We start from the raw sequence: 20,870 nt of genomic DNA, 5'->3' as shown, positions 1-20,870 counted from the left end.
GTCGAAGCCACCGCCGGGGGTCAGCGGGTCGGGCTCGGGCCCTCCGGCCGGCCGGCCCACCAGCCGATCACATGCGCGATGTGCCGATGCATGAGCTTCTCGGCCTCGACCCCCTTCCCCGCGCGCAGGTGGTCCAGCAGTTCGAGATGCTCATTGGCGGACGCGGCGAGCTCCTCCGTGGCGAGTAGCCCCGCGAGACCCGGGAGCCGCGTCTGCGAGCGCAGCTCCGTGATCAGGTCGACGAGCCGGGCGTTGTCGGCGAACGCCGTCACCGCGGCGTGGAAGACCGCGTCGGCCTCCAGATACTCGGTGAGGCTGCCGCGCCCCGCGCTGTCGACGATGCGGTCGGCGAGTTCGCGCAGCCGCCCGTACTCCTCCTCCGGGATGCGTCCGGCCAAGCGTCGGACGATCGGCGGTTCGAGCAGCTGACGGACGCCGACGATGTCCTCGAGGTCCTTGTCGCTCACGCCGGTGACCCGGAAGCCCTTGTTGCGGACCGTCTCCACGAACCCGCGCTTCTCGAGATTGAGCATCGCCTCGCGCACCGGCGTCGCCGACACGTTGAAGCGCGCGGCGAGGGTCGGGGCGGAGAACAGCTCCCCCGGGGCCATCTCGCCCGAGCGGATGGCCGCGGCGAGCGCCGTCTCCACCCTCTCGCGCAGACTCGAGGACGGGGCTATCGGTGAGACGGTGAAATGGGATGACATTCGGGCCCCTCGGCACTCGGTTCGGTCGGCGATCGACACGGATACCGTCGAGCGCCGGCACCGCGTCGCCATGGTGCAATGCCACGTTGCACTTGAGGACGAAGGTACTTCATTCCGGCACCTATCGACGAGAGGAATCCCGGGTTGCCGCGCCGAGGGGTCCCGGCCGCTAGCATCCGATCAGGCGCACCCGGCGCCGCGATGCGAGGAGATCCCGGATGAAAGCCGTCGTGTTCCGTTCCCCCGAGTCCGCCGTCTCCCTGGCCGATGTCGAGCTCGCGACGCCGAAGGCCGGGGAGGTCCGCGTGCGGATCGCGGCCGCCGGCGTCTGCCACTCCGACCTGCACGTGCGGCGTGGCGAATGGCCCGCGCCGGCCCCTCTCGTCATGGGGCACGAGGGCTCCGGGGTCGTCACGGAGCTCGGCGCGGGCGCGACGGGCCTCGAGGTCGGCGACCACGTCGTGCTCTCGTGGGTGCCTCCGTGCGGCGAGTGCGCCCGGTGCCTCGCCGGACGGGAGGCGCAGTGCCAGAAGGTCGCGACGATCATCGCCCCGCTCGGCACTCTCTTCGACCGCACCTCGCGACTGAGCGCGGAGGGCGAGATGCTCCACCACTACCTCGGCGTGTCCTCCTACGCCGAGGAGGTCGTGGTCCCCGCATCGGGCGCCATCCGGGTACGCCGTGATGCACCGCTCGACGTGATCGCAGTGGTCGGCTGCGCCGTGGCGACGGGGGTCGGCGCCGTCGTCAACACCGCGAAGGTGGAGGCGGGGTCGACCGTCGTGGTGATCGGATGCGGCGGCGTGGGGCTCAACGTGGTGCAGGGGGCGCGGCTCGCCGGCGCCTCCCGCATCGTGGCCGTCGACATGCTGCCGGCCAAGACGGAGCTCGCCGCGCGGTTCGGCGCGACGGACGCGATCGACGCATCTCAGGGCGATCCGGTGGCCGCCCTCTTCGAGCTGCTTCCCGAGGGCGCCGACTACGTGTTCGACGCCATCGGGCGCACGAGCACGACGGAGCAGGCCATCCGGATGCTCGCGCTCGGCGGGGCCGCGGTGATCGTGGGCCTGCCGCCGGCTGGCGCGACGGCGTCGTTCGAGCCGCTCGTGCTCGCCGAGGCCGACCAGCGCATCCTCGGGTCGAACTACGGCAGCGTACGTCCGGCCGTGGACATCCCTCGCCTCGTCGACCAGTACATGGCGGGCGAGCTGCTCATCGATGAGCTCATCTCCGGACGACGGCCGCTCGCCGAGGCGGCTGAGGCGCTCGACGATCTCGAGAGCGGCGGGGCGCTCCGCACCCTCCTCATCCCCTGACGCCCCGGTGAGCCGCGGGGTGGGAGGCGCTACGCGGCGGGGCGGCGGCTCGGGCGGCGCTGGAGGTCGCCTCCGCAGTTCGGGCAGGCGCGACCGGGGAACGTGTCGACGCAGTCGGAGCACCACGTGCACTCGAACGAGCAGATGAACGCGGTGCCGGTCGGCGGGGTCGCGGTGCCGCAGCGTTCGCAGGAGTCGCGCATCTCGAGGGCCATACGCCGACCGTAGCGGCGCGGTCGTGTCGGTCGCCCGCGAGGTCCCGCCGCGCTCCGACGATTTCCCGCCACCGCTTCACCTCTCGAGCCCCCACCACGTCGTGCGTTTGCGCCGATTGATGCCGTTCCAGCGGTATCGATCGGCGCGAACGCGATACCCGGGTGGAGCAGGGGGCGGGGCGGGGCGGGAGGGGGCGGGGCGGGGGGGGGCGGGGCGGGAGGGGGGCACAGCGCAGCGGCGCGCCACCCCGAGGGGTGACGCGCCGCTGTGTGTGGTGCGAGCCGACGATCAGGCCTGGGCGCGCCTCCGCACGATCAGGAACGTCGCACCGGCCATGAGCAGCAGGAGCGCGAGCGCCGCGATCGGGGCGGCCGTCGCACCGGTGACGGCGAGGCCGCCTCCGTTGCCCGAGCCCGAGCCGTTGCCCGAACCGTCGCCGCTTCCGTCGCCGTCGCCGTCGCCCGGGGTACCGGGCGTGCCGTCGGCGAGCACGGTGATGCCGGTCCAGCCGAGGACGTCGCCGTTCGCGTCGGTGACGGCGATCGTGTGCTCACCGGCGGTCGCATCGAGTGGGACGGTCGCGGTGACCGTTCCTTCCGCTGAGACCTGCTGCCAGTCGGCGATGAGGGTCGGAGCGGAGTACATCCACACCGCGATCCACTGACCGGCGTACTCGGTGCCGACGAAGACCGTGATCTCGTCGCCCGGGTTCACCACGTCGGGGGCGACGGAGATGTCACCCTCGACGTCTGCAGGGAGGTCATCGGAGTCGACACCCACCGGCGGGGTGGTCGGCTTCGTCGGCTCGGGCTCCGAGCCTGCCTCCACCGAGACGGGGACGCGGAAGGTCGTACCCGACGGCTGCGCCGTGAGGACGATCTCGCTCGCGGCCTCGGCGTCCTCCGGCACGGTGAGCGACACCGTGGCTGCGCCGCCCGTGACCGTGATCGGGTCGAACGTGGCGTCCGAACCAATCCACTCGGCCGACAACGACGTGTTCTGCGGGCTGCCGAGCGACGTGAGGTCGAGGGACGAGACGTCGAACGTGACCGTCTCGCCGGGCTCGACGGCCTCGGTCGGAGCGTTCGTGACCGAGACGCTCTTGCGGTCGAACTCGGGCGTCAGCCCCGGGTTCGCCTCGAGGTACGAGATCCACGCGTCACGGTCGACGAGACCGGAGTCGCGCGTCTGCTCGCCGCCCGATGCGAAGGTGCGGAAGTTGTCGCCGCCCTGGAGGAGGAAGCTGAACGATCCGATCCGGTAGTCCTGGCTCGCGACGATCGGCTCGCCGTCCACCCAGATGCCGGTGATGCGGTCGCCCTGCGCACGCGACGCGTCGTACGTGTACTCCACGTTGTCCGACAGGCCGAGCTTGAGGAACGGACGCGACGGGATCGTGCCGTCCGGGTTGGTCTGCCACTGCTCCTCGAGGACCGCCTTGAACTCGGCGCCCGAGAGCGTCGTGGTCCACAGGTTGTTGAGGAACGGGAGCACCGCGTTCGCCTCGGCGTACGTGATGGTGCCGTCGGGCGCGTAGAGGAGCTCGGCGCGCAGACCACCGGAGTTGACGACACCGATCTCGGCACCGCCACGCTCGTCGGAGGAGAGGATCGACTGGAGCGCGTCGGCGACGGTGTTGCCGAGCGTCGACTCGCTCGCGCGGTCGTCACGCGTGCCGCCCGTCCACTTCCCGTCGACGTACGAGCCGCCGGCGTAGGCGGTCGTGATGTCGGCCGTGACCGATCCCTTGGGCTGGTTGCCGATCTCGGCCGCCGTCGCGAGTGCCGCGTCGACGATCCGCTTGACCTCGGCCACGCGCGGGTAGGTCGAGACGAGTACGTCGTCGGCCACCGTGGTGCGCGCGACGTTCTTCGCGACGTAGGACTCGACGTCGCCCGTCTCCGGGTCGAGCGTGAGGACCACGTTGCCGATGTTCTCGCCGTAGCTGCCCGTCTGGAGGACCGGACGGGTCTCGCCCTCGACGCCCGGGATGGGGGCGTCCCACGCGTACTGCTTGTGCGTGTGACCGGTGAAGATCACGTCGACGGCCGCCGAGGTCTCGGTGACGATGTCGGCGAAGGCGCCGCCGGCGGCGACCTCCTCCTCGAGGGTCGCGCCGTCGGGCGTGCCCGCTCCAGCGCCCTCGTGGTAGTTCGCCACGATCACGTCGGCCTCGCCGTTGGTGTCGTCACCGTCGGTGAGTTCGCCCGCGACGCGGTTCACGGCCTCGACGGGGTCGCCGAAGTCGAGGGTCGCGACATTGGCCGGGGACACGAGGGTGGGCGTCTCCTGCGTCACGGTGCCGATGAAGGCGACAGTCAGGCCGTCGATCTCCTTCAGCGCGTACTCCTGCAGCGCCGGGGTGGTCGTGCCCTTCTCGTAGACGTTGGCGCCCAGGTAGTCCCAGTCCGCCTCGGCCTCGATGCGCTCGGTCAGGTCCGTGTAGCCCTGGTCGAACTCGTGGTTGCCCACGGCGCTCGCGATGAGCTCGAGGGTGTTGAGCACGTCGATCGTGGGCTGGTCCTGCTGCGACGACGACGCGAAGAGCGAGGCTCCCACGTTGTCACCCGACGAGACGAACGCGGTGTTGTCCTCGCCGTACTGCGCGCGGAGCTGCTCGATCGTGCCCGCGAACTTCACCGTGTTGCCGTCGATGCGACCGTGGAAGTCGTTGATGTCGAGGAGGCTGAGCTCCACGGGGAGGGCCTCGGCGGAGTAGCCGACGACCACGGGGTCGTGGTCGCTCGACCGGTAGACGCTCTCGTCGTAGAAGTCGGTCGCGTTGTAGTTGTAGCGGCTGTACTCCTTCGCGATCGACTCACCGGCGTTGATGTTCCAGATGTCGACGCCCGTGACCTTGGCGTCGGCGGCCTTCGAGGCGTAGACGTGGTCGAGCGAGCCGCTCTGGCCGCTGAACGAGTAGCTGTACTGGTCCGTCTTCGAGCCCTGGTCGACGTAGCCGGCCTCCATGATGGTGACCGACGGGTCCTCCTGCGTGTAGGCGTTGAAGTCGCCGATGAGGAAGGCCTCGTCGGTGCCGAGCTCCTCCTGCAGGTCGGACGAGAACGCCACGAGCGCCTCGGCCTGCGCGACGCGGGAGGCGTTCGACGCACCCTGTCCGTCGCCCTGGTCGGCGTCGGCTCCCGAGCCGGAACCCTTCGACTTGAAGTGGTTCACGATCGCGATGAAGGAGCTCTCGGCCCCCACGACCTGGAACTCCTGCGCGAGGGGCTGACGGGCGTTCGAGAATGCGGCGTCGACGAGGACGCGCGAGTCGCCGATCGGCTCGACGTCGGCCTTCTTGTAGATGAAGGCGTTGCGGATGACGTCCTGGTCGGACACCGACGGCAGCTCGCTCGCGTCGGGCGAGGGCACGAACTCCCACACGTCCGAGCCGGCGGCGGCGTTGAGGGCGTCGACGAGGATCGAGAGCGCCTCGTCGCGGTCCTTGCCGAACTTCACCGAGTTCTCGATCTCCTCGAGGGAGACGACCTCGGCACCGAGGCCGTTGATCGCCGCGACGATCTTGGCCTGCTGGCGTTCCAGGTCGTCGGCCTCGGCCGCGCCGCGCGCGTCGCAGCCCGAGTTGACCGTGACGCGGTTGCCCGCGCGGTCGGTGTAGTAGGTGCAGCCGGTCAGCTGGTCACCCGTGGTGGTGAAGTAGTTGAGCACGTTGAAGCCGGCGATCTGGATGTCGCCGCCCACATCGGCCGGCTCCGCCTCGCGCACGTCGCTGAACGTGGCCGGCAGTTCGCCCGCAGCGGTCAGCTGCGTGGTCGGCTGGAACTTCCACGTGTCGTTGCGGTAGTCGAGCACGACCGGCTCCGTGAAGGACACGGAGGACCCGACCGTGATGGCGTCGTTCTGCGTGAGGTACGGCAGCGGGATGTTCTTGTTGTCGGTGGAGCCGAGGAAGTTGATCGATGCACCGTCGTCGAGCGTCACGGCGCGTGCCGCGTTGTCCGCGACGGCCGCCGTGTACTCGGCGCTGCCGGGGCGAGCGATCTCCGTGGGGGTGATGAGGGGCGAGTCGCCGGTGGCGAGGCCGATCTCCGCGTACTGGTTGGTGGAGTACGTGTTGCTCACCGTGAACTCACCCTGCGGCGCGATGAGCATGCCCTCGAGGGCTTCGCGCTGCGAGGCCTCGGTCGGGTAGGACACCGTGGCGGGCTCGGGAGCCTCGGCCGGAGTGTCGAGCTTCGTGAGGCCGGCGGTCGTCGGAACGACGACCTGCGTGAGCCCGTAGAACTCGGTGGCCGTTCCCGTGACCTGCACGTGGTCGCCGACGGCGACGGAACCCACCGTCGAGGCGGAGTACACGAAGATCGCGTCCGATGCGGTGTGCGCGGCGAGGTCGATCGCGCCGCCCGTTCCCGGCGTCTGGATGTAGTAGCCGTTGAACCCGCCCGTGGGGTACGTCGCCGTGACGACACCCTCGGTGGTCACGGTCTGGCCCGAGAGGGGCGTCTCCGTGCCGGTTCCCTGGATGGCGGAGATGGTGACGGGTTCGGCCGGGGTGCCCGGCTCCTCCGGCTCGCCCGGCTCCTCGGGCTCCTCTGGCGTGGTGCCACCGGAGTTCGTGGGCGTCGGCGCACCGGCCGCGAAGTCGGCGGAGTTGTCGTCCGTGTCGGCGGCGTCGGTGCGGGCGATCGTGGTCGCGACGGAGGCCGCGGGAGCCGCGGCGGTCTCGAAGGTCTTCGACGTGCCGTAGCCCACGAGGTCGATGATCGCGGGGTCGTCCACGATGGAACCCGTGGGCGGCGCGGTGAGCACCGTCGACTGGTCGGCGAGGAAGATGGTGCCGCCGGCTCCGGCGAACGACATGTTGCCGGGCAGGGTGGCGTCAGCGGTGGGGAGCGCCTCACCGGCGGAGCCGTTCGACGTGCCCTGCACGAGGTAGTAGCCGCCGGCGGCGATGGAGCCGCCGAGCGCGTACACGCCGGAGGGGTTCGCGTCACCGTTGGCCGATCGGTACTGGATCGACATGCCGTCGAGCGACACGGCCGCGTCGGTGGGGTTGTACAGCTCCACGAACTTGTGGGTGTACGCAGCCCCGTTGCTGCCTCCGTTCAGGTAGGCCTCACTGATGACGACGGCGCTGCCGTCGACGGCGGCTGATGCCGGGGCCGCCACCCCGATGAGAGGGGCCGCGATGAGCGCGCCCCCCAAGAGCGTCGCGAAGCCGGCCCGAACCGGTCTCGTGGCTGATTGTGACAAAAGGATCTCCTCATTCGAACGTCCCACACGGACCTCTTCACGCTACGTGCGACCTCTGACGTTCTGAAGGGCGGAAGGTTTCGAGGAGGTGAACTCTCGCGAAGTGAGAGGAAGCCGCGTCGGTTCGGGTGACCTCGCGGGGAGGAACGGACTCGGCCTCTCGGGATCATCCGAACGGCTGACGCGTCGCCCGGACCGCCCGCGTAGCGTCGAGTGTGTGCGTTCCCTCACCCGCCTCGCCATCGCCTCCGGCATCACACTGACGCTGTGCGTCGCGGCCGGCGTCGTCGGCGTCGTCGCCCTCCTCAATCCCCCGAGTCCCACGACGCGGATCACGGCCGCCGACGGCTCCGTGGTCACCCTCGACTGGCGTGACTTCCCCGCCTCCAGCGATCCGGATCTCGATCCGCAGGACGTTCTCGACGCTCCTCGGGCGGAAGACGTCGCCGCAGTCGTCACCGAGCAGATCGAGAGCCTCGGCGCCGGTCTCGCCCCCGCGCTGCCGGGCGTCGAGTGGAATCCGGCCGATCCGGACGAGCCGACCCTCTTCCAGGACGAGGGGAACGGCTACGGCGGGGAGACGCTGCTCCACACGTACAACGCCTCGGCGTCAACGGACGGCACCCTGCCGGGCGGAGCGGGCTGGAACACGTTGACGGACGCCCTCGATGCGCAGCTCTCCGACCTCGGGTACGACGACATCGTCTGGGACTTCGAGCGCGATCGGTATCCCGAAGAGACGCGGGCCGAGTTCGAGGAGGAGATGGTCACCCAGTACGGTTCCACCGATCCGGACGCGATGTGGATGTGGTCCGGCTTTGCGCGGCAGGGCAGCCTCTGGGTCATGATCTCCATCTGGGACGAGCGCCGCGGAGCACCGGAGGACGCCTGGCCGGAGGAGACGACCGGGCTCGACCTCCTCTTCGGCGGCACGGTGATCTCCGAGAAGGACGAGGCCGCGTACGCCGACGGCGTCGCTCCGTTCGAGGGGCTCCCGCGCCCAGCTTCCACGTCGTCCGACTGACCTTCATATCGTCGGACTGACCTCCACGTCGTCGGACTGACCTCCACCCCCGCCTGTCGTCCGACCGCCGGTTGTGCACAACCGGTTCACGGACATCCGCCTCGATATACAATGGCCTATATAGAGCGAGAGGAGCCCCGGATGACGGTCACGTCCATCGACATCGATAAGGACGAGCTCGCCCTCGCCAAAGAGGTCGCCGGCACCGCCACGGCTCGCGAGACGGTCGAGCTGGCGCTGCGCACCCTGATCGCGGTCCGCCGCCAGCCGTCGGTCGTCGAACGCCTCATCGGCAGATCGTTCGAACCCGATCAGATCGACGCCCCCACGATCGCGCCGCGACCGCTCTCGTCCTCGTCATTGTCCCCGTCGGACGAACCGAGCGCGTGACGACCTACCTCGTCGACAACAGCGTCTGGCAGAAGGCCTCAGGGAGCGCGTCGATAGCCGCCCGTCTTCGGGCGATCTCTCCGCACCACCTCATCATCACGTGCCCACCGCAGGTGCTCGAATACTGCCAGTCGGCCCGCTCGCCCGAGGAGTTCGCCGAGTTCCGCTCGGACATGGACGAGTTGCTTCCCGCAGCCACTCACCCGTCGATGCGTGACGCCCTGGACATCCAGCAGTCGCTCTGGACGGGCGGACTGATGAGGGCGGCCGGAGCGTTCGACTGTCTGATCGCCGCCTACGCCCTCGTCAACGACGCGGTCATCCTCCACAGCGATCGTGATTTCGAGCACATCGCCGCCGCCACCGATGGTCTGGTCCGCCAGGAGTACGTGCCGGCGTAGCGGTCGGCTCGACCCCGAGCCTCGGTACCGCCCGTCCACCCGCTGTTCACCCCGTCGTCCCCTCCGGGTCACACCCCCTCGTTAGCGTCCCGTGGGGCTCGGCCGTCCTCAGCGCCGGGTCGCCGCCAGACGGATCCGACGAGGGAAGAGAACACACGTGACGACATCGAGAACCCGGACGTCCGGGCGCCGGCGCACCGCGATCATCGGGGGAACGGCCGTCGCCGCGATCCTCCTGGGCGGAGCCGCCCCGGCGCAGGCGGCCGGCGAGGATGCGATCGCGCCGCAGGCCGGAACCTACGGGTTCTACGTGGACGCCTACCGCGACAACACGAGCGCGCTGACCACACCCGAGACGAATCCCTCGATCGGTCTGCTCTCGCAGATGCTCGAGTACTGGCAGCCCGGTCCCACGTGGGACACGGGAACGGCCCTCGTGCCCGAGGTCCTCGACGCGAACATCGATCGCAGCATCCAGATCACGCAGACACGCACGGACGAGGAGGCGACGCGGGCCTATCTCATCGACCGCCGCAACCAGAACTACTCGGCCATCGACGGTCTCGGCGTCTACGCCGACGCGTTCCGCACCGCGAGCAACGCGGGCACGACGATCCCCGACACGATCCCGGCGGACGCCACCACGACGAAGTACGACGACGCCGGCAACAGCAACGGCACGTGGGCCGACACGGTCTCCGAGGTGGGCGCCGTCGTCTCCCTCGTGAACACGATCCGCGGCAGCTACGCCACGTCGAACAACGCGAAGAACTACTACGGCTACCCGCGCCCGTTCCGTTGGAGCGACGACGTCGAGGTGCTCCCCACGCTCGAGCCTGTGAAGAAGCCCGTCGAGGAGGCGGCCGGCGACAACGGCTACCCGAGCGGCCACACGAACGCCGGATACCTCGCGTCCTACGCCCTCGCGTACGCCTTCCCCGAGCAGTACGCCGATCTGCTCGCGAGCGCATCGGACATCGGGAACAGCCGCATCGTCGCCGGGATGCACTCCCCCGCCGACGTGATCGGCGGCCGGATCCTCGCGACGGCGATCGCCGCCTCCGTGCTGAACGACCCCGCGAACGCCGCCCTGCTCGGCGAGGCACGCACCGAGGCGCTCGCGCTGCTCGCCTCCTCGGCGACGACAGCGGACGACGACTCGGCATCGGCCCTCGACGAGGACGACGTGATCGCGCGCCTCACCTACGGGCTCCCGCGCACCGGCGACACGACTCTCCCCGTCGTGGTGCCGAAGGGCGCCGAGGTGCTGCTCGAGACCCGCATGCCGTACCTCACCGACGAGCAGCGCCGGTGGGTGCTTCAGAGCACGGGTCTCGGGTCGGGCTACGCGCTCCTCGACGACGCCGAGGGCTGGGGCCGTCTCGACCTCGCCCTCGCCGTGCAGGGGTACGGCGCGTTCGACACCGACGTGATCGCCGACATGGACGCGAGCGACGGTGGCTTCTCCGCCGCCGACACGTGGTCGAACGACATCGAGGGCGACGGCTCTCTCACGAAGCAGGGCTCCGGCGTGCTCACTCTCGCGGGCGACAACGCCTACCTCGGCGGCACGACCGTCACGGGCGGAACGCTCGTGGCGGCGTCGCCGTCCGCTCTCGGCGACGGCTCGGTGACGACGGACGGCGGTGAGCTCGAGGACACGGTCGACGGCACGATCGCGATCGCCGGCGACTTCGCGCAGTCGACGTCGTCGACGCTCTCCCTCACCCTGGAGGACACCGCAGCCCTCGCGATCACGGGCGAGGCCTCGTTCGGCGGCGCCCTCGAGGTGTCCTTCGCCGACGGCGCGACTCCCGCGGACGATGTGGTGCTCGCCACCTACGGATCGCTTGCGACCGCTGGGCGTTTCTCGTCCGTCGACATCTCGGGCCTGCCCGCTGGCTACGAGCCGGAACTCGAGTACCGGGCCGGCGCACTCCACCTCGTGAACGCGGCGGCCGAGGGCGCCGAGCCCCAGCCGGGCGACGGCGATGGGGGCGGCGAGCCCGGTACGGGCACCCCGGGCACCGGAACGCCGGGCGCCGGCGACGGCGGATCCGACGCGGGAACGGGCGCGGGCGACCCCGAGGCGGGCGACGACCTCGCCGTCACGGGCGCCGCGGACCTCACCCCGGCGATCCTCGCGGCAGCGACGCTTCTCCTCGGCGGCGCGTTAGCGCTCCTCCTGGTGCGCCGTCGGCGACGCGGCGACGCCTAGCCGTCGAGGAGGCTCAGACGCTCCAGTCCTGGCCCGTCTCGGAGAGCGAGAGGCGGGCCAGGAGGCCGGCGGCCGAGCGCTCCGGCGTGATGAGCGCCCCCTCCTCGTGCAGGCGTCGGAAGTTCGCGGGGAGACCCGTGGCCACCTCGTCCTCCGGCCGCGAGCGCAGCCACTCCTGCATGCCGGTGTCGACGACGCCCGGCCGGTAGACGTTGATCGTGACGCCCGAATCGGCGTACTCGGCGGCGAGGTTGCGGGTGTGCGCCTCGAGCGCCGCCTTCGTCGTCGTGTACGCGTTCGCGCCGATCATGGCCTCGTTGCGCACCGCGACGCCACTCGACACGTTGACGATGCGCCCCCAGCCCGCGGCCACCATGCCCGGCAGCACACGGAACGAGAGGGCCGCCGGCGCGACGACGTTGAGGCGCAGGGCGCGCTCGAAGGCGTCCATCGGGACGTCGACGCTGCGTCCCAGCGGGTCGACGATCGCCGCATTGTTGATGAGGACGTCGACACGACCGCACTCCGCCTCGACGTCGTCGATGAGGGAGTCGCGCTCGGCGTCGTCGAGCAGGTCGCGGGCGAAGGCCGTGGCGCGGCCCCCCGCCGCCACGATCCCGGCGACGACCCGGTCGAGGTCGTCGCCCGATCGCGCGACGATCGCGACGTGCGCCCCTCGAGCGGCGAGCCCCTCGGCGATCGCGCGCCCGATGCCTCGACCCGCTCCCGTGACGAGGGCGATCCGGCCGGCGAATTCTGCGTGTGCGTCCATCATCCGATTCTGCCGCGCATCCGGGGAGGACACCGCCACCGGCAGGGAGCACGACTCACCGACGTGCTCGACGCCACACAGGGGTCCCGACACTCCGCTCTTGGCGGCGCGACGCATCACCCCGTAGAGTGATTGGTACTACCACTTGGAGGTTGAATGGCACTCTGGCGCAGCCTCTCGGCGACCGCGCTGCTTCTCACGGCGATGGCCGTGGGCCTCGGCGGCGGGTTCCTCTCCCCGGCGCGATTCGACACGAACGTCATCCTGTGGCCGGCGATCTTCGCCCAGACCGTGATCGCCGTCGGGGGCCTCCGACCCGATTGGCTGACCGACTCCAGCAAGAGATCCGACGCCGTGCGACTGCTGCTGGTGCACCACACGGCGGCGACCGCGCCGTTCCTCGCCGCGTGGTTCCTCCTCCCCGTCGACGCCCGAGCGAGTCCACTCTGGGTCGGTCTCGTCTGGTTGGCCATCGTTCCCACGGCCGCCGGCCTTCCCGCCTACGCGAGCGCCGCGCGCACGGCCCCCTCGACGATGGCGGCCTTCGCACTTCTCGCCTACGTCTGCGGCCTCGTCGTGACACCGCTGCTGTCGCTCGTCATCTTCGGAGGCGGCACCGACATCGGCAGACTCCTCGTGGCCATGTTCGCGGGACTCATCGTGCCGGCATCGCTCGGGATCCTCCTGGGCCGCTGGGTCCGACGGATCCCGCCGCGCGTCCGCACCGGAGTGGTGGCCGTCTGCATGACGCTCACGACCTACGTGTTCGCGAGCGCCATGAGCGACTCCCTCGCAGGCGACGAGGCGACGGGCACCTTCGTCGCGGTCGCCCTCCTCGCGGGGGCGGCCCGGATCCCCGTGAGCATCGGCATCGGCCTGCTCGTCTCCGCGCGATGGACGGGGCTGCGTGCGCCGTCGGTGCTCGCGGCCGGCTACAAGAACGACGCGCTCGCAGCCTCGTCCGCGCTCCAGGTGGCCGGTCCGCTCGCCGTCATCCCCGCGCTCGGCAGCCTGCTCTGCGAGTCGCTGATGCTGCTGATCGCGTCGTTCGCGAACCACCGACGGACGCACCGCCCGATGCCCCCGGACACCCCACGGCCGTGACGGCTCCCCCGCGCGAGTCCGAAGCGTCGGGGACGGCGGAAGCTCAGGCGCCGAAGCCGAACTTGCCGCGAACCACCCGCTCGTGCAGCGAGAAGTGCTCGTCGACGGCATGGGAAGCGGCCTCAGGGTCCTGGGCCTCGACGGCGTCGATGATGTCGGCGTGCACGGCGACGAGCAGGTGCTTGCCGATCCGCTGCTCGCGCCAGTTGACCGTGCCCATCTCGGTCGCCCGTTCGAGCACGCCGCGCAGCGCGTCGGCGAAGAAGGCGAGCGCGGGGTTGTCGGCCGCGCGGATGAGAGCACGATGGAAGCGCACATCCTCCCGCACCATCTCGGGGGTGTCGTACTTCTCGCCGAGCGCTTCGACGGCCGACCGCATCTCGGCGATGAGCTCTGGCTTCGACCCGCCGCTCGCGGCTTGGATCGCCGCCTGACGTTCGAGACCCACGCGCACCGACTGGAGGTCGCTGTGCTTCAGTTGCCCCATCGCCACGAGTAGGTCCATCGCGAACACGAGGCCGTCCGGGTTGAAGGTCTTCTCGAGGTACGTGCCCGAGCCCTGACGCCTCGCGAGCACCCCGACCGACTCGAGGAGCCGGACCCGATCGCGGAGCGCGTTGCGGCTGACGCCGAGCTCTTCGGCGAGCTCCCGCTCGTTGGGCAGCCGGGCTCCGGGCTCGAGCTGGTGCAGGAGTGCGCGCAGGGCCGTCGAGATCTCGTCGTCGAATCGCCCCTGGGCCGATTCCGGGGTGGGGGAACCGGATGGATCCGTCTCAGCGTCCGCCCCGGAGCGTTCGTCGCTCACGCCTTCTCCTCACCCACGATCCCCGAATGGTAACACCAATAGGACATCGGTCATCGGTTCGACGACACACTACCGGATGCCCCTCAGCCTCCGAAGGCGATCGTCTCGAGGCGACGCAGACCGTCGGCGTCGGCGGCGGCGACCTGGTCCCCGCTCCGCCCGATGGAGATGAGTCTGACCTGGTCGGCGAGGCGGGCGACCCGGGCAGCGCTCTGCTCCACGAGGACGACCGCGAGGTCCGGTGTGAGCAGGTCCCGGATGCGCGCGTAGATGTCGTCGACGATCACGGGGGCCAGACCGAGGCCGGGCTCGTCGAGGAGCAGGATGCGAGGGTCCCGCATGAGGGTGCGAGCCAGGGCCACCATCTGTCGCTGACCACCCGAGAGCGCACCGACGTCGGTCGCGAGCCGCGACTCGAGCATCGGGAAGGCCGCCATCGCCCGGTCGAGGTTGCGCGACGCCGTCCGCGATTGACCGACGAGCAGGTTCTCCCTCACGGTCATCGCCGAGAAGAGACTCTTCGATTCCGGGACCACGCCGATGTCGAACTCGCGCACGCGCTTGTGCGTGGGCCAGTTCGACACGTCCGTCCCGTACATCACGACGGTGCCCTTCGACCGGACGAGGCCGAGGATGGCGCGGATCGTGCTCGACTTCCCCGCACCGTTGGTGCCGATGAGAGCGAGCACCTCCCCCGGCGCCACCTCGAGCGACACGTCGAAGAGAGCCTGGGTGCGGCCGTACCAGGCCTGGACGTGTTCAAGCGACAGCATCGGACTCTCCAAAGTAGGCGACGCGGACGTCGGGACGGGCGAGGACCTCGTCGGTGGGACCGTCGGCGAGCACCGAGCCGGCCGACAGGGCGATGCAGCGGTCGCACGCTCGGCGCACGATGTTCACGTCGTGCTCGACGAGCACGATGAGGCACCCCACGCGTCCGGGGAGGCTGCGGAGGACCTCGGCGAGGTGCTCGCGACTCGCGGCATCGAGGCCGGCCGCCGGCTCGTCGAGGAACACGATGCGCGGCTCGGCGAGCAGAACCCGCCCGATCTCCACGAGCCGGCGAGTGGCTGTGGAGAGGGAGGAGGCGCGGGCATCGGCGAACTCGAGCAGCCCCAGCAGGTCGAGTGCCGCATAGGCCTGATCGAGCCATGCACGCTCGGACTTCAGGTGCGGCGGCCATCCGAAGATCTGCCGCACCGGTCCAGCGTGCGAGAACCGCTGCCGACCGAGCAGGAGATTGCTGACGACGGTCTCGTCTTCCAGAAGCTGCGCCGTCTGGAAGCTGCGCACGAGTCCGGCCGAGGTGTACTGCTGCGGCGTGAAGCGCGTCGTCTCACGGCCGTCGAGGCGCACCGTCCCCTCCGTCGGCGGCGTGAACCCCGAGAGGGCGTTGAGGAGGGTGCTCTTCCCCGCGCCGTTCGGGCCGATCAGGCCGATCACCTGCTCGCCCTCGAGCGTCACGTCCACTCCCTGCAGGGCGACGAGGCCGCCGAAGCGCATGCCGAGGGAGGACACCTCGAGCACCGCGCTCACGAGCCCGCCCCGTCCGCGTCGGCTCCGCCGGCCTGTCTCGAACGTGCCGGGATCCAGCGCTTCGCGAGATGGCCGAGCTGCACGAGGCCTCCCGGCAGCACGTAGATGAGGGCGACGAGCAGGGCGCCCGAGAGGAGCACGTAGATCCTCTCGGCGTTCATGGCGGCGAACAGCGGCGGCACGATCGAGACGTACGCAGCACCCAGCCACGCACCGAAGGTGGAGCTCGTCCCACCCAGGATGACGCCGACCAGGATGTAGACCGAGGAGAACATGTCGTAGTTCGTCGGCGTCACCGACTGGGACGTGTGCGCCACGAGGAAGCCGGAGATCCCGGCGCAGAGCCCCGCGACCACGAAGGCGATGAGCTTCGTGCGATTCACGGGCACGCCGACACTCCGCGCCGCGAACGGCGATTCCCGGACGGCGGCCATGTTGCGACCGAGCTGAGTGAAGGGGAGGTGGCCGAGCGCCGCGGTCGTGATGAGGGCGAACACCGCACACAGCGCGTAGAGGAAGAGCGGATCTCCCGTATCGACTCCCGGGATGTAGAACGTGGCGACCGGGATGCCCTGAGCGCCTCCCGTCACCTCCCTGCCCTGCACGAGCCACCACTGGAACAGCTCACCCACCGCGAGCGTCAACAGCGCGAGGCGGAGCCCGCTGACGCGGAGTGCGGGGATCCCCACCACGAGCGAGGCGACGATCGAGACGGCGATCACGAGGAGCAGCTCGTAGACGCCGATGAGCTCGAACACGCTCGCCGCGATCGCGGCCGTGTAGGCGCCCACCCCGATGAAGGTCGCCTGGGCGAGGGAGAGGATCCCCGCCATGCCGAAGAGCACGCGTGCGCCCATCACGGCGATCGAGTACGCGATGAGGATCGACGCCTGATAGAGCCAGTAGGTGTTGACGAGGAACGGCACGGCGATGAAGACGGCGCCCGTGATGACCGCTGCGGTGATCCACTGCCGCCGCGAGCGCATCTGCGATCGCTGGGCGAGCTCCTTGGCGCGGTCCGTGAGGAGCCGCGACCAGGTGTCGGCGGCCGGGGCCGATGGGGGTGTCTCGAGGGTCGAAGCGCTCATGCGCGGACCACTCCTCTCTCGGATAGGAACCTCTTCGGCAGGAACGCCAGGAGGAGGATGACGAGCACGAACACGGAGGGGACCGCGAAGTTGGTCCCGATGAAGAACGCCGCGAGCCCCTCGAACACGGCGAGCGCGAAGCACACGAGGAGGGGCGCCACGAAGCGGTCGAGTCCGCCGATGATGCCGGCGATCACCGCCTTGATGAGGAACGGCGTCATGTAATAGGCGTCGACGGACAGGCGGCTCGCCACGATGATGCCGACGATCCCCGCCGTGAGTCCGGCGAACCCCCAGGTGAGCGCTCGGACGGTGCTGACATTCAGGCCCACACTCGACGCGAGCGACGGGTCGCTCGCGACGGCACGCATCGCGAGGCCCGACGGCGTCTTGTTCAGGAACCACGCGAACGCGCCGAGTAGTACGAGCGTGGCCAGGGTCGCGATGATCTGGTTGGCGTTGAGGTACATGTCGCCGATCACGACGGGCACGTCCGTCCCGAGCGGCAGGTACGACCGCGTCGAGGTTCCGAAGAGCGCCTCTCCGCCCGCCGTGAGGAACAGCAGGATGCCGAGGGTGACGACGAGGTCGAGACCCTCCCGCCCCGCCTTGCGGCTGATCGGCTCGAGCACGAACCGGTCCGTCGCGAAGGAGATCACGGCGGCGACGGCGAGCCCCGAGGCGATCGCGGCCCAGACCGGCCACCCGAGGTCGATGGTGAGGACGTAGGAGAGGAAGGCGGCGACCATGCCCAGGGCTCCGTGCGCGAAGTTCACGGCCTTGCTCACGCGATACACGATGAGCATTCCGAAGAGCAGTAGAGCGTAGAGGGCACCCGTCGCGATGGAGCTCGCGACGATCTGTGCCAGACCGTTCAGGTTCATGGTCGACGCCTTCCTCGAGGTGGGTTGTCTATCGGGGTCAGTCGCCGGAGACGAGCTGGAACGGGGCCACCTGGACGACTTCGCCGTCCTCGATCTTCGCGACGCCGACCGCGTTGGTCCCCTGCCGCGAATCGGGCCCGAAGGTCACGGGCGGGATGAGTCCGGTCTCGAAGTCGCTCATGGTCTCGAGCGCGAACTCGAAGCAGTCGCGTGTGAGGGCCGGAGCGGTCTTGAGGGCTTCGATCGTGACAAGACCCTGGGTGTAGCCGGCCGCGTTCCACATCGTGGGCGCCTCCCCGTTGTCCGCGGTCCAGTCGTCGACGAACTGCTGCACGAGCGGGTCGTCGCTTCCGAAGGGCGCGACCTTGGTAGCGACGATCATCCCTTCGCCCTCGTCCCCGAATTCGGAGAGCCACGACTCGTCCGTCATGTCGGACTGTCCGAGCAGGCGCGGCTCGTAGCCGATCTGGTGCATCGCCTGGATCACCTGACCGACGACGACCGGGCCGGCGATGAACATGACCATTTCGCTGTCGGCGTTCCGAAGGGCCTGCGCGATCGCGGAGAAGTCCGTGGTGGTGGGCTCGACCGTCTGGATGGTGCTGAGCTCGACGCCGGTGCCGTCGAGCGCCTTCTCGATTCCCGCGAGGGCGTCATCTCCGACGTCGCCGACCTGCTGGACGAGGGAGGCGGACTCGACCGGCTCGTTCTCCATCATCCAGGAGACCGCCACGTCGAACTCGTCGACGAAGTTCGGCCAGATCATGAAGACGTCGGGGTTCTCCATGACACCGACCTGATTCGACGGGGCGTACGGTCCGACGGCGGGGATGGCGTTCTGCTTGATGTACGGGAGCACGCCGACGAAGTTCGGCGTGCCGATTCCGCCGGTGAAGGCGAACACCTCGTCGCTCTCGTTGAGGCGACGGGCGGCCTGCAGCGCGACCGAGGCGTCGTACTGGTCGTCCTCCACGACGAGCTCGATCTGTCGGCCGTCGATCCCACCGTCGGCGTTCGCCGTGTCGATGGCGTACTGGAGGCCGGCGAGGCCGCTCGTACCCGGGTCCGCCACGGGACCGGTGAGCGGCGTGAAGCTCCCGAGCTTGATCGTGTCGTCGGTGATCCCCTGGCTGACTCCGTTCTCGTCGCACGAGGTGCGGGCCTCGCCGGAGCCCGAACCGCTCGCGGTGTCCTCCCCTCTCGTGGCGGAGCATCCCGTCGCCGTGGCGAGCAGGACGATGGCGAGAGACGCGACGGTCGCGCGCCGGTGGACTGTTCTCATGGGAGTTCTCCTGGTGTCGGGATGGGGCCTGGTGTCGGGATGAGGTGGTGCGGATAACCCAATTGGTTGGTCCAGATTGGAGCACTGCTGTCGCGCAAAATCAACAGAATCGCGAGACTTTACAAACATGAAACGAAGTCGTCGGATCACTTAATGCTCTTTCACCAGGCGTTTCTATGGCATCTCCCGCGCCGATCAGGCAGAGAGCGGTTACACGTTCTTAATACGAGGGCAATTGACGCGTCACCCAGCTTGGTCAAATGGGTGCTACCAATTGATCAACGTTGTTTTCGGTTCCCCGCCACCCGCTCCGAAAGAAGGCACCATGATCCAGTTCGACTTCGATGCACTGCAGTCCTCGGCGCACCGCGTCGGTACCCACATCCACGACTACGAGCGCGACGACGTCCTGCAGCTCGCACGATGGATGGCGTCGACGATCGACGAATTCCTCGAATCGAGCAGGCCTCTCGTGCCCGCGCCGTCCGCCGTCCCGGCCGTCCGCGTGGCCGGTACCGCCCCGACGCCGGCAGAGGACCCCCTGAACGCCATCGTGCGACGGGTCGACGTCCGCGCAACACCCGACGAGATCACGAGCGACCTGCTCGCAGGGAAATCGATCGGTATGAAGGACCTCATCTCCGTCGCGGGGATCCCCATGAGCGCTGCGACGACCATCCTCGAAGGGTTCGTCCCGCGCGAGGACGCCGTCGTCACGGAGCGGGTGCTCCGGGCCGGCGGCCGCATCACCGTCATGACCAACATGGAGGGCGTCGCGTTCGGCGGGGGCGGCGAGTCGGGGATCTACGGAGCCACCCGGAACCCCTTCGATCCCGCACGCTCCACGTCGGGGTCGTCGGGCGGGTCCGCCGCCGCCCTCTTCTACGACGGCATCGACATCACCTTCGGCACCGACCAGGGCGGCTCCGTCCGCCTCCCCGCGTCGTGGTGCGGTGTGCTCGGGCTGAAGCCCACCCACTCCCTCGTGCCGTACACGGGCATCGCCTCCCACGACGTGACGTTCGACCACGTCGGACCGATGACCCGCACGACAGAGGACATGGCCCTCGCGATGCAGGTGATCTCCGGCCCTCACCCGAGCGACACGCGTCAGGGCGCCGGCACCCCGACGGACCTCGGCTTCGTCGACGCGTGGGCATCGGCGCCCGATCGGTTCGACGGCGTCCGGTTCGGTGTCCTCACGGAGGCCCTCGCGTCCGACGGCACCCCCGAGAGGGAGGCGGCGCTCGCCGCCTTCGCCGAGACGCGGGAGAGGATCGCGGCGCTCGGCGGCGAGATCGTAGAGATCTCCATCCCGGAACACCAGCTCGCCGGGGCGATCCTCTTCGCCGCCATGCTCGAAGGCGTCACCGCCACCCTGCACGGCAACGGCGAGGGCTACCACCGCGGCGGCGGTCATTCGGTGGACGTCCGCCGAGCCGTCGGCATGGGCATGCTCGCGCACGGGGACGAGCTCCAGGCGGCCTACAAGACGGCCGCCGTTCTCGGTGAACACCTGCGCTCCCATTACTTCGGAACCGTCTACGCGACGGCCCAGACCGTGATCCCGGTCCTCCGCGCCGCCTACGACCGCGCGCTCGATGACGTGGACGTCGTGCTCATGACCACGACCCGGACGCCCGCGATGCTCCTGAAGCCCGAGGCCTCGGTCTACGAGATGCATCGGCGCAGCTTCTCGATGACGACGGACACCCCGGCGCACAACGCGACGGGGCACCCGGCGCTCTCCATGCCCGCCGCCGAGTCCGAGGGGCTGCCCCTCGGCATCACCCTCGTCGGCCGACACTTCGACGATGCCCGGCTCGTGGCCCTCGCCCGCACGTGGGAGAAGGCCTACGGCTGGTTCCCCGCAGAGGCCCCGGAGTTTCCGGGCACGACGAACTGAGGAC

Annotated in this window: 17 protein-coding genes; 7 read left to right on the top strand and 10 right to left on the bottom strand. The window is 69.7% G+C overall.

What is annotated here, in order from left to right; all coding sequences use genetic code 11:
- Window positions 1-20: 20 nt before the first annotated feature.
- A complete protein-coding gene (locus CLV49_RS09815) occupies window positions 21-707 on the bottom strand; it encodes a GntR family transcriptional regulator (protein WP_106563384.1) in 687 nt (228 codons plus the stop codon).
- A gap of 218 nt (window positions 708-925) precedes the next feature.
- Here CLV49_RS09815 and CLV49_RS09810 point away from each other — a divergent pair, with 218 nt between their 5' ends.
- A complete protein-coding gene (locus CLV49_RS09810) occupies window positions 926-2,023 on the top strand; it encodes a Zn-dependent alcohol dehydrogenase (RefSeq protein ID WP_106563383.1) in 1,098 nt (365 codons plus the stop codon).
- A gap of 29 nt (window positions 2,024-2,052) precedes the next feature.
- Here the strand turns inward: CLV49_RS09810 and CLV49_RS09805 are convergent, their stop codons facing one another.
- Both CLV49_RS09805 and CLV49_RS09800 read right to left on the bottom strand, forming a co-directional pair.
- Window positions 2,053-2,238: a DUF1272 domain-containing protein gene (locus CLV49_RS09805; protein WP_106563382.1), complete on the bottom strand. Its 186-nt coding sequence runs from the start codon at window positions 2,236-2,238 to the stop codon at window positions 2,053-2,055.
- Between the two features lie 289 nt (window positions 2,239-2,527).
- A complete protein-coding gene (locus CLV49_RS09800; RefSeq protein ID WP_243696625.1) occupies window positions 2,528-7,456 on the bottom strand; it encodes an ExeM/NucH family extracellular endonuclease in 4,929 nt (1,642 codons plus the stop codon).
- Window positions 7,457-7,673: 217 nt separating this feature from the next.
- On the opposite strand from CLV49_RS09800, the gene CLV49_RS09795 reads away from it, so the two are divergent.
- The 4 genes from CLV49_RS09795 (at window position 7,674) to CLV49_RS09780 (ending at window position 11,489) form a co-directional block, all read left to right on the top strand.
- Window positions 7,674-8,480, top strand: coding sequence for a hypothetical protein (locus CLV49_RS09795; protein WP_106563380.1), 807 nt, complete (start codon window positions 7,674-7,676; stop codon window positions 8,478-8,480).
- Window positions 8,481-8,621: 141 nt separating this feature from the next.
- Window positions 8,622-8,870, top strand: a complete 249-nt coding sequence (locus CLV49_RS09790) for a type II toxin-antitoxin system VapB family antitoxin (protein ID WP_158261944.1) — start codon at window positions 8,622-8,624, stop codon at window positions 8,868-8,870.
- Window positions 8,867-9,271, top strand: coding sequence for a PIN domain-containing protein (locus CLV49_RS09785; protein WP_106563378.1), 405 nt, complete (start codon window positions 8,867-8,869; stop codon window positions 9,269-9,271). The genes CLV49_RS09790 and CLV49_RS09785 overlap by 4 nt, the downstream gene beginning before the upstream one ends.
- A gap of 157 nt (window positions 9,272-9,428) precedes the next feature.
- On the top strand, window positions 9,429-11,489 hold the full coding sequence (locus tag CLV49_RS09780; RefSeq protein WP_243696626.1) for an acid phosphatase: 2,061 nt from the start codon (window positions 9,429-9,431) through the stop codon (window positions 11,487-11,489).
- Between the two features lie 13 nt (window positions 11,490-11,502).
- Here CLV49_RS09780 and CLV49_RS09775 read toward each other — a convergent pair whose 3' ends face one another.
- Window positions 11,503-12,261, bottom strand: a complete 759-nt coding sequence (locus tag CLV49_RS09775; protein ID WP_158261943.1) for an SDR family NAD(P)-dependent oxidoreductase — start codon at window positions 12,259-12,261, stop codon at window positions 11,503-11,505.
- A gap of 156 nt (window positions 12,262-12,417) precedes the next feature.
- Between CLV49_RS09775 and CLV49_RS09770 the strand changes: the two genes are divergently transcribed.
- Window positions 12,418-13,365, top strand: a complete 948-nt coding sequence (locus tag CLV49_RS09770) for a hypothetical protein (protein ID WP_106563376.1) — start codon at window positions 12,418-12,420, stop codon at window positions 13,363-13,365.
- A gap of 43 nt (window positions 13,366-13,408) precedes the next feature.
- Here the strand turns inward: CLV49_RS09770 and CLV49_RS09765 are convergent, their stop codons facing one another.
- The 6 genes from CLV49_RS09765 to CLV49_RS09740 all read right to left on the bottom strand — a co-directional run bounded on the left by CLV49_RS09765 (window position 13,409) and on the right by CLV49_RS09740 (window position 18,960).
- On the bottom strand, window positions 13,409-14,170 hold the full coding sequence (locus CLV49_RS09765) for a FadR/GntR family transcriptional regulator (protein ID WP_106563375.1): 762 nt from the start codon (window positions 14,168-14,170) through the stop codon (window positions 13,409-13,411).
- Between the two features lie 83 nt (window positions 14,171-14,253).
- Window positions 14,254-14,943: an ABC transporter ATP-binding protein gene (locus CLV49_RS09760; protein ID WP_106563374.1), complete on the bottom strand. Its 690-nt coding sequence runs from the start codon at window positions 14,941-14,943 to the stop codon at window positions 14,254-14,256.
- A complete protein-coding gene (locus CLV49_RS09755; protein ID WP_106563373.1) occupies window positions 14,930-15,706 on the bottom strand; it encodes an ABC transporter ATP-binding protein in 777 nt (258 codons plus the stop codon). The genes CLV49_RS09760 and CLV49_RS09755 overlap by 14 nt, the downstream gene beginning before the upstream one ends.
- Window positions 15,703-16,794 carry a branched-chain amino acid ABC transporter permease gene (locus tag CLV49_RS09750; RefSeq protein ID WP_106563372.1) on the bottom strand — a complete coding sequence of 364 codons (1,092 nt, stop codon included), beginning with the start codon at window positions 16,792-16,794 and terminating at the stop codon, window positions 15,703-15,705. Before CLV49_RS09750 ends, CLV49_RS09755 begins: the two co-directional genes overlap by 4 nt.
- Entirely contained in the window at window positions 16,791-17,678 is an 888-nt protein-coding gene (locus CLV49_RS09745) for a branched-chain amino acid ABC transporter permease (protein WP_106563371.1), read from the bottom strand. Before CLV49_RS09745 ends, CLV49_RS09750 begins: the two co-directional genes overlap by 4 nt.
- Window positions 17,679-17,715: 37 nt before the next feature.
- Window positions 17,716-18,960 (bottom strand): ABC transporter substrate-binding protein, encoded by a 1,245-nt coding sequence (locus tag CLV49_RS09740; RefSeq protein WP_158261942.1) that lies wholly within the window; start codon window positions 18,958-18,960, stop codon window positions 17,716-17,718.
- Between the two features lie 325 nt (window positions 18,961-19,285).
- Here CLV49_RS09740 and CLV49_RS09735 point away from each other — a divergent pair, with 325 nt between their 5' ends.
- Window positions 19,286-20,866: an amidase family protein gene (locus tag CLV49_RS09735; protein ID WP_106563369.1), complete on the top strand. Its 1,581-nt coding sequence runs from the start codon at window positions 19,286-19,288 to the stop codon at window positions 20,864-20,866.
- Window positions 20,867-20,870: the final 4 nt, after the last annotated feature.

Origin of the sequence: Labedella gwakjiensis (genome assembly GCF_003014675.1) — a bacterium.
Lineage (GTDB): Bacteria > Actinomycetota > Actinomycetes > Actinomycetales > Microbacteriaceae > Labedella > Labedella gwakjiensis.
The sequence above is the reverse complement of the archived record's forward strand: the minus strand, read 5'-3'. Positions and strand labels throughout refer to the sequence as shown.

What these genes read in the sequence shown, in the direction of transcription:
- CLV49_RS09815 (WP_106563384.1), bottom strand. Translation starts at nt 707, where the DNA reads ATGTCATCCCATTTCACCGTCTCACCGATAGCCCCGTCCTCGAGTCTG.
- CLV49_RS09810 (WP_106563383.1), top strand. Translation starts at nt 926, where the DNA reads ATGAAAGCCGTCGTGTTCCGTTCCCCCGAGTCCGCCGTCTCCCTGGCC.
- CLV49_RS09805 (WP_106563382.1), bottom strand. Translation starts at nt 2,238, where the DNA reads ATGGCCCTCGAGATGCGCGACTCCTGCGAACGCTGCGGCACCGCGACC.
- CLV49_RS09790 (WP_158261944.1), top strand. Translation starts at nt 8,622, where the DNA reads ATGACGGTCACGTCCATCGACATCGATAAGGACGAGCTCGCCCTCGCC.
- CLV49_RS09775 (WP_158261943.1), bottom strand. Translation starts at nt 12,261, where the DNA reads ATGGACGCACACGCAGAATTCGCCGGCCGGATCGCCCTCGTCACGGGA.
- CLV49_RS09770 (WP_106563376.1), top strand. Translation starts at nt 12,418, where the DNA reads ATGGCACTCTGGCGCAGCCTCTCGGCGACCGCGCTGCTTCTCACGGCG.
- CLV49_RS09760 (WP_106563374.1), bottom strand. Translation starts at nt 14,943, where the DNA reads ATGCTGTCGCTTGAACACGTCCAGGCCTGGTACGGCCGCACCCAGGCT.
- CLV49_RS09750 (WP_106563372.1), bottom strand. Translation starts at nt 16,794, where the DNA reads ATGAGCGCTTCGACCCTCGAGACACCCCCATCGGCCCCGGCCGCCGAC.
- CLV49_RS09745 (WP_106563371.1), bottom strand. Translation starts at nt 17,678, where the DNA reads ATGAACCTGAACGGTCTGGCACAGATCGTCGCGAGCTCCATCGCGACG.
- CLV49_RS09740 (WP_158261942.1), bottom strand. Translation starts at nt 18,960, where the DNA reads ATGAGAACAGTCCACCGGCGCGCGACCGTCGCGTCTCTCGCCATCGTC.
- CLV49_RS09735 (WP_106563369.1), top strand. Translation starts at nt 19,286, where the DNA reads ATGATCCAGTTCGACTTCGATGCACTGCAGTCCTCGGCGCACCGCGTC.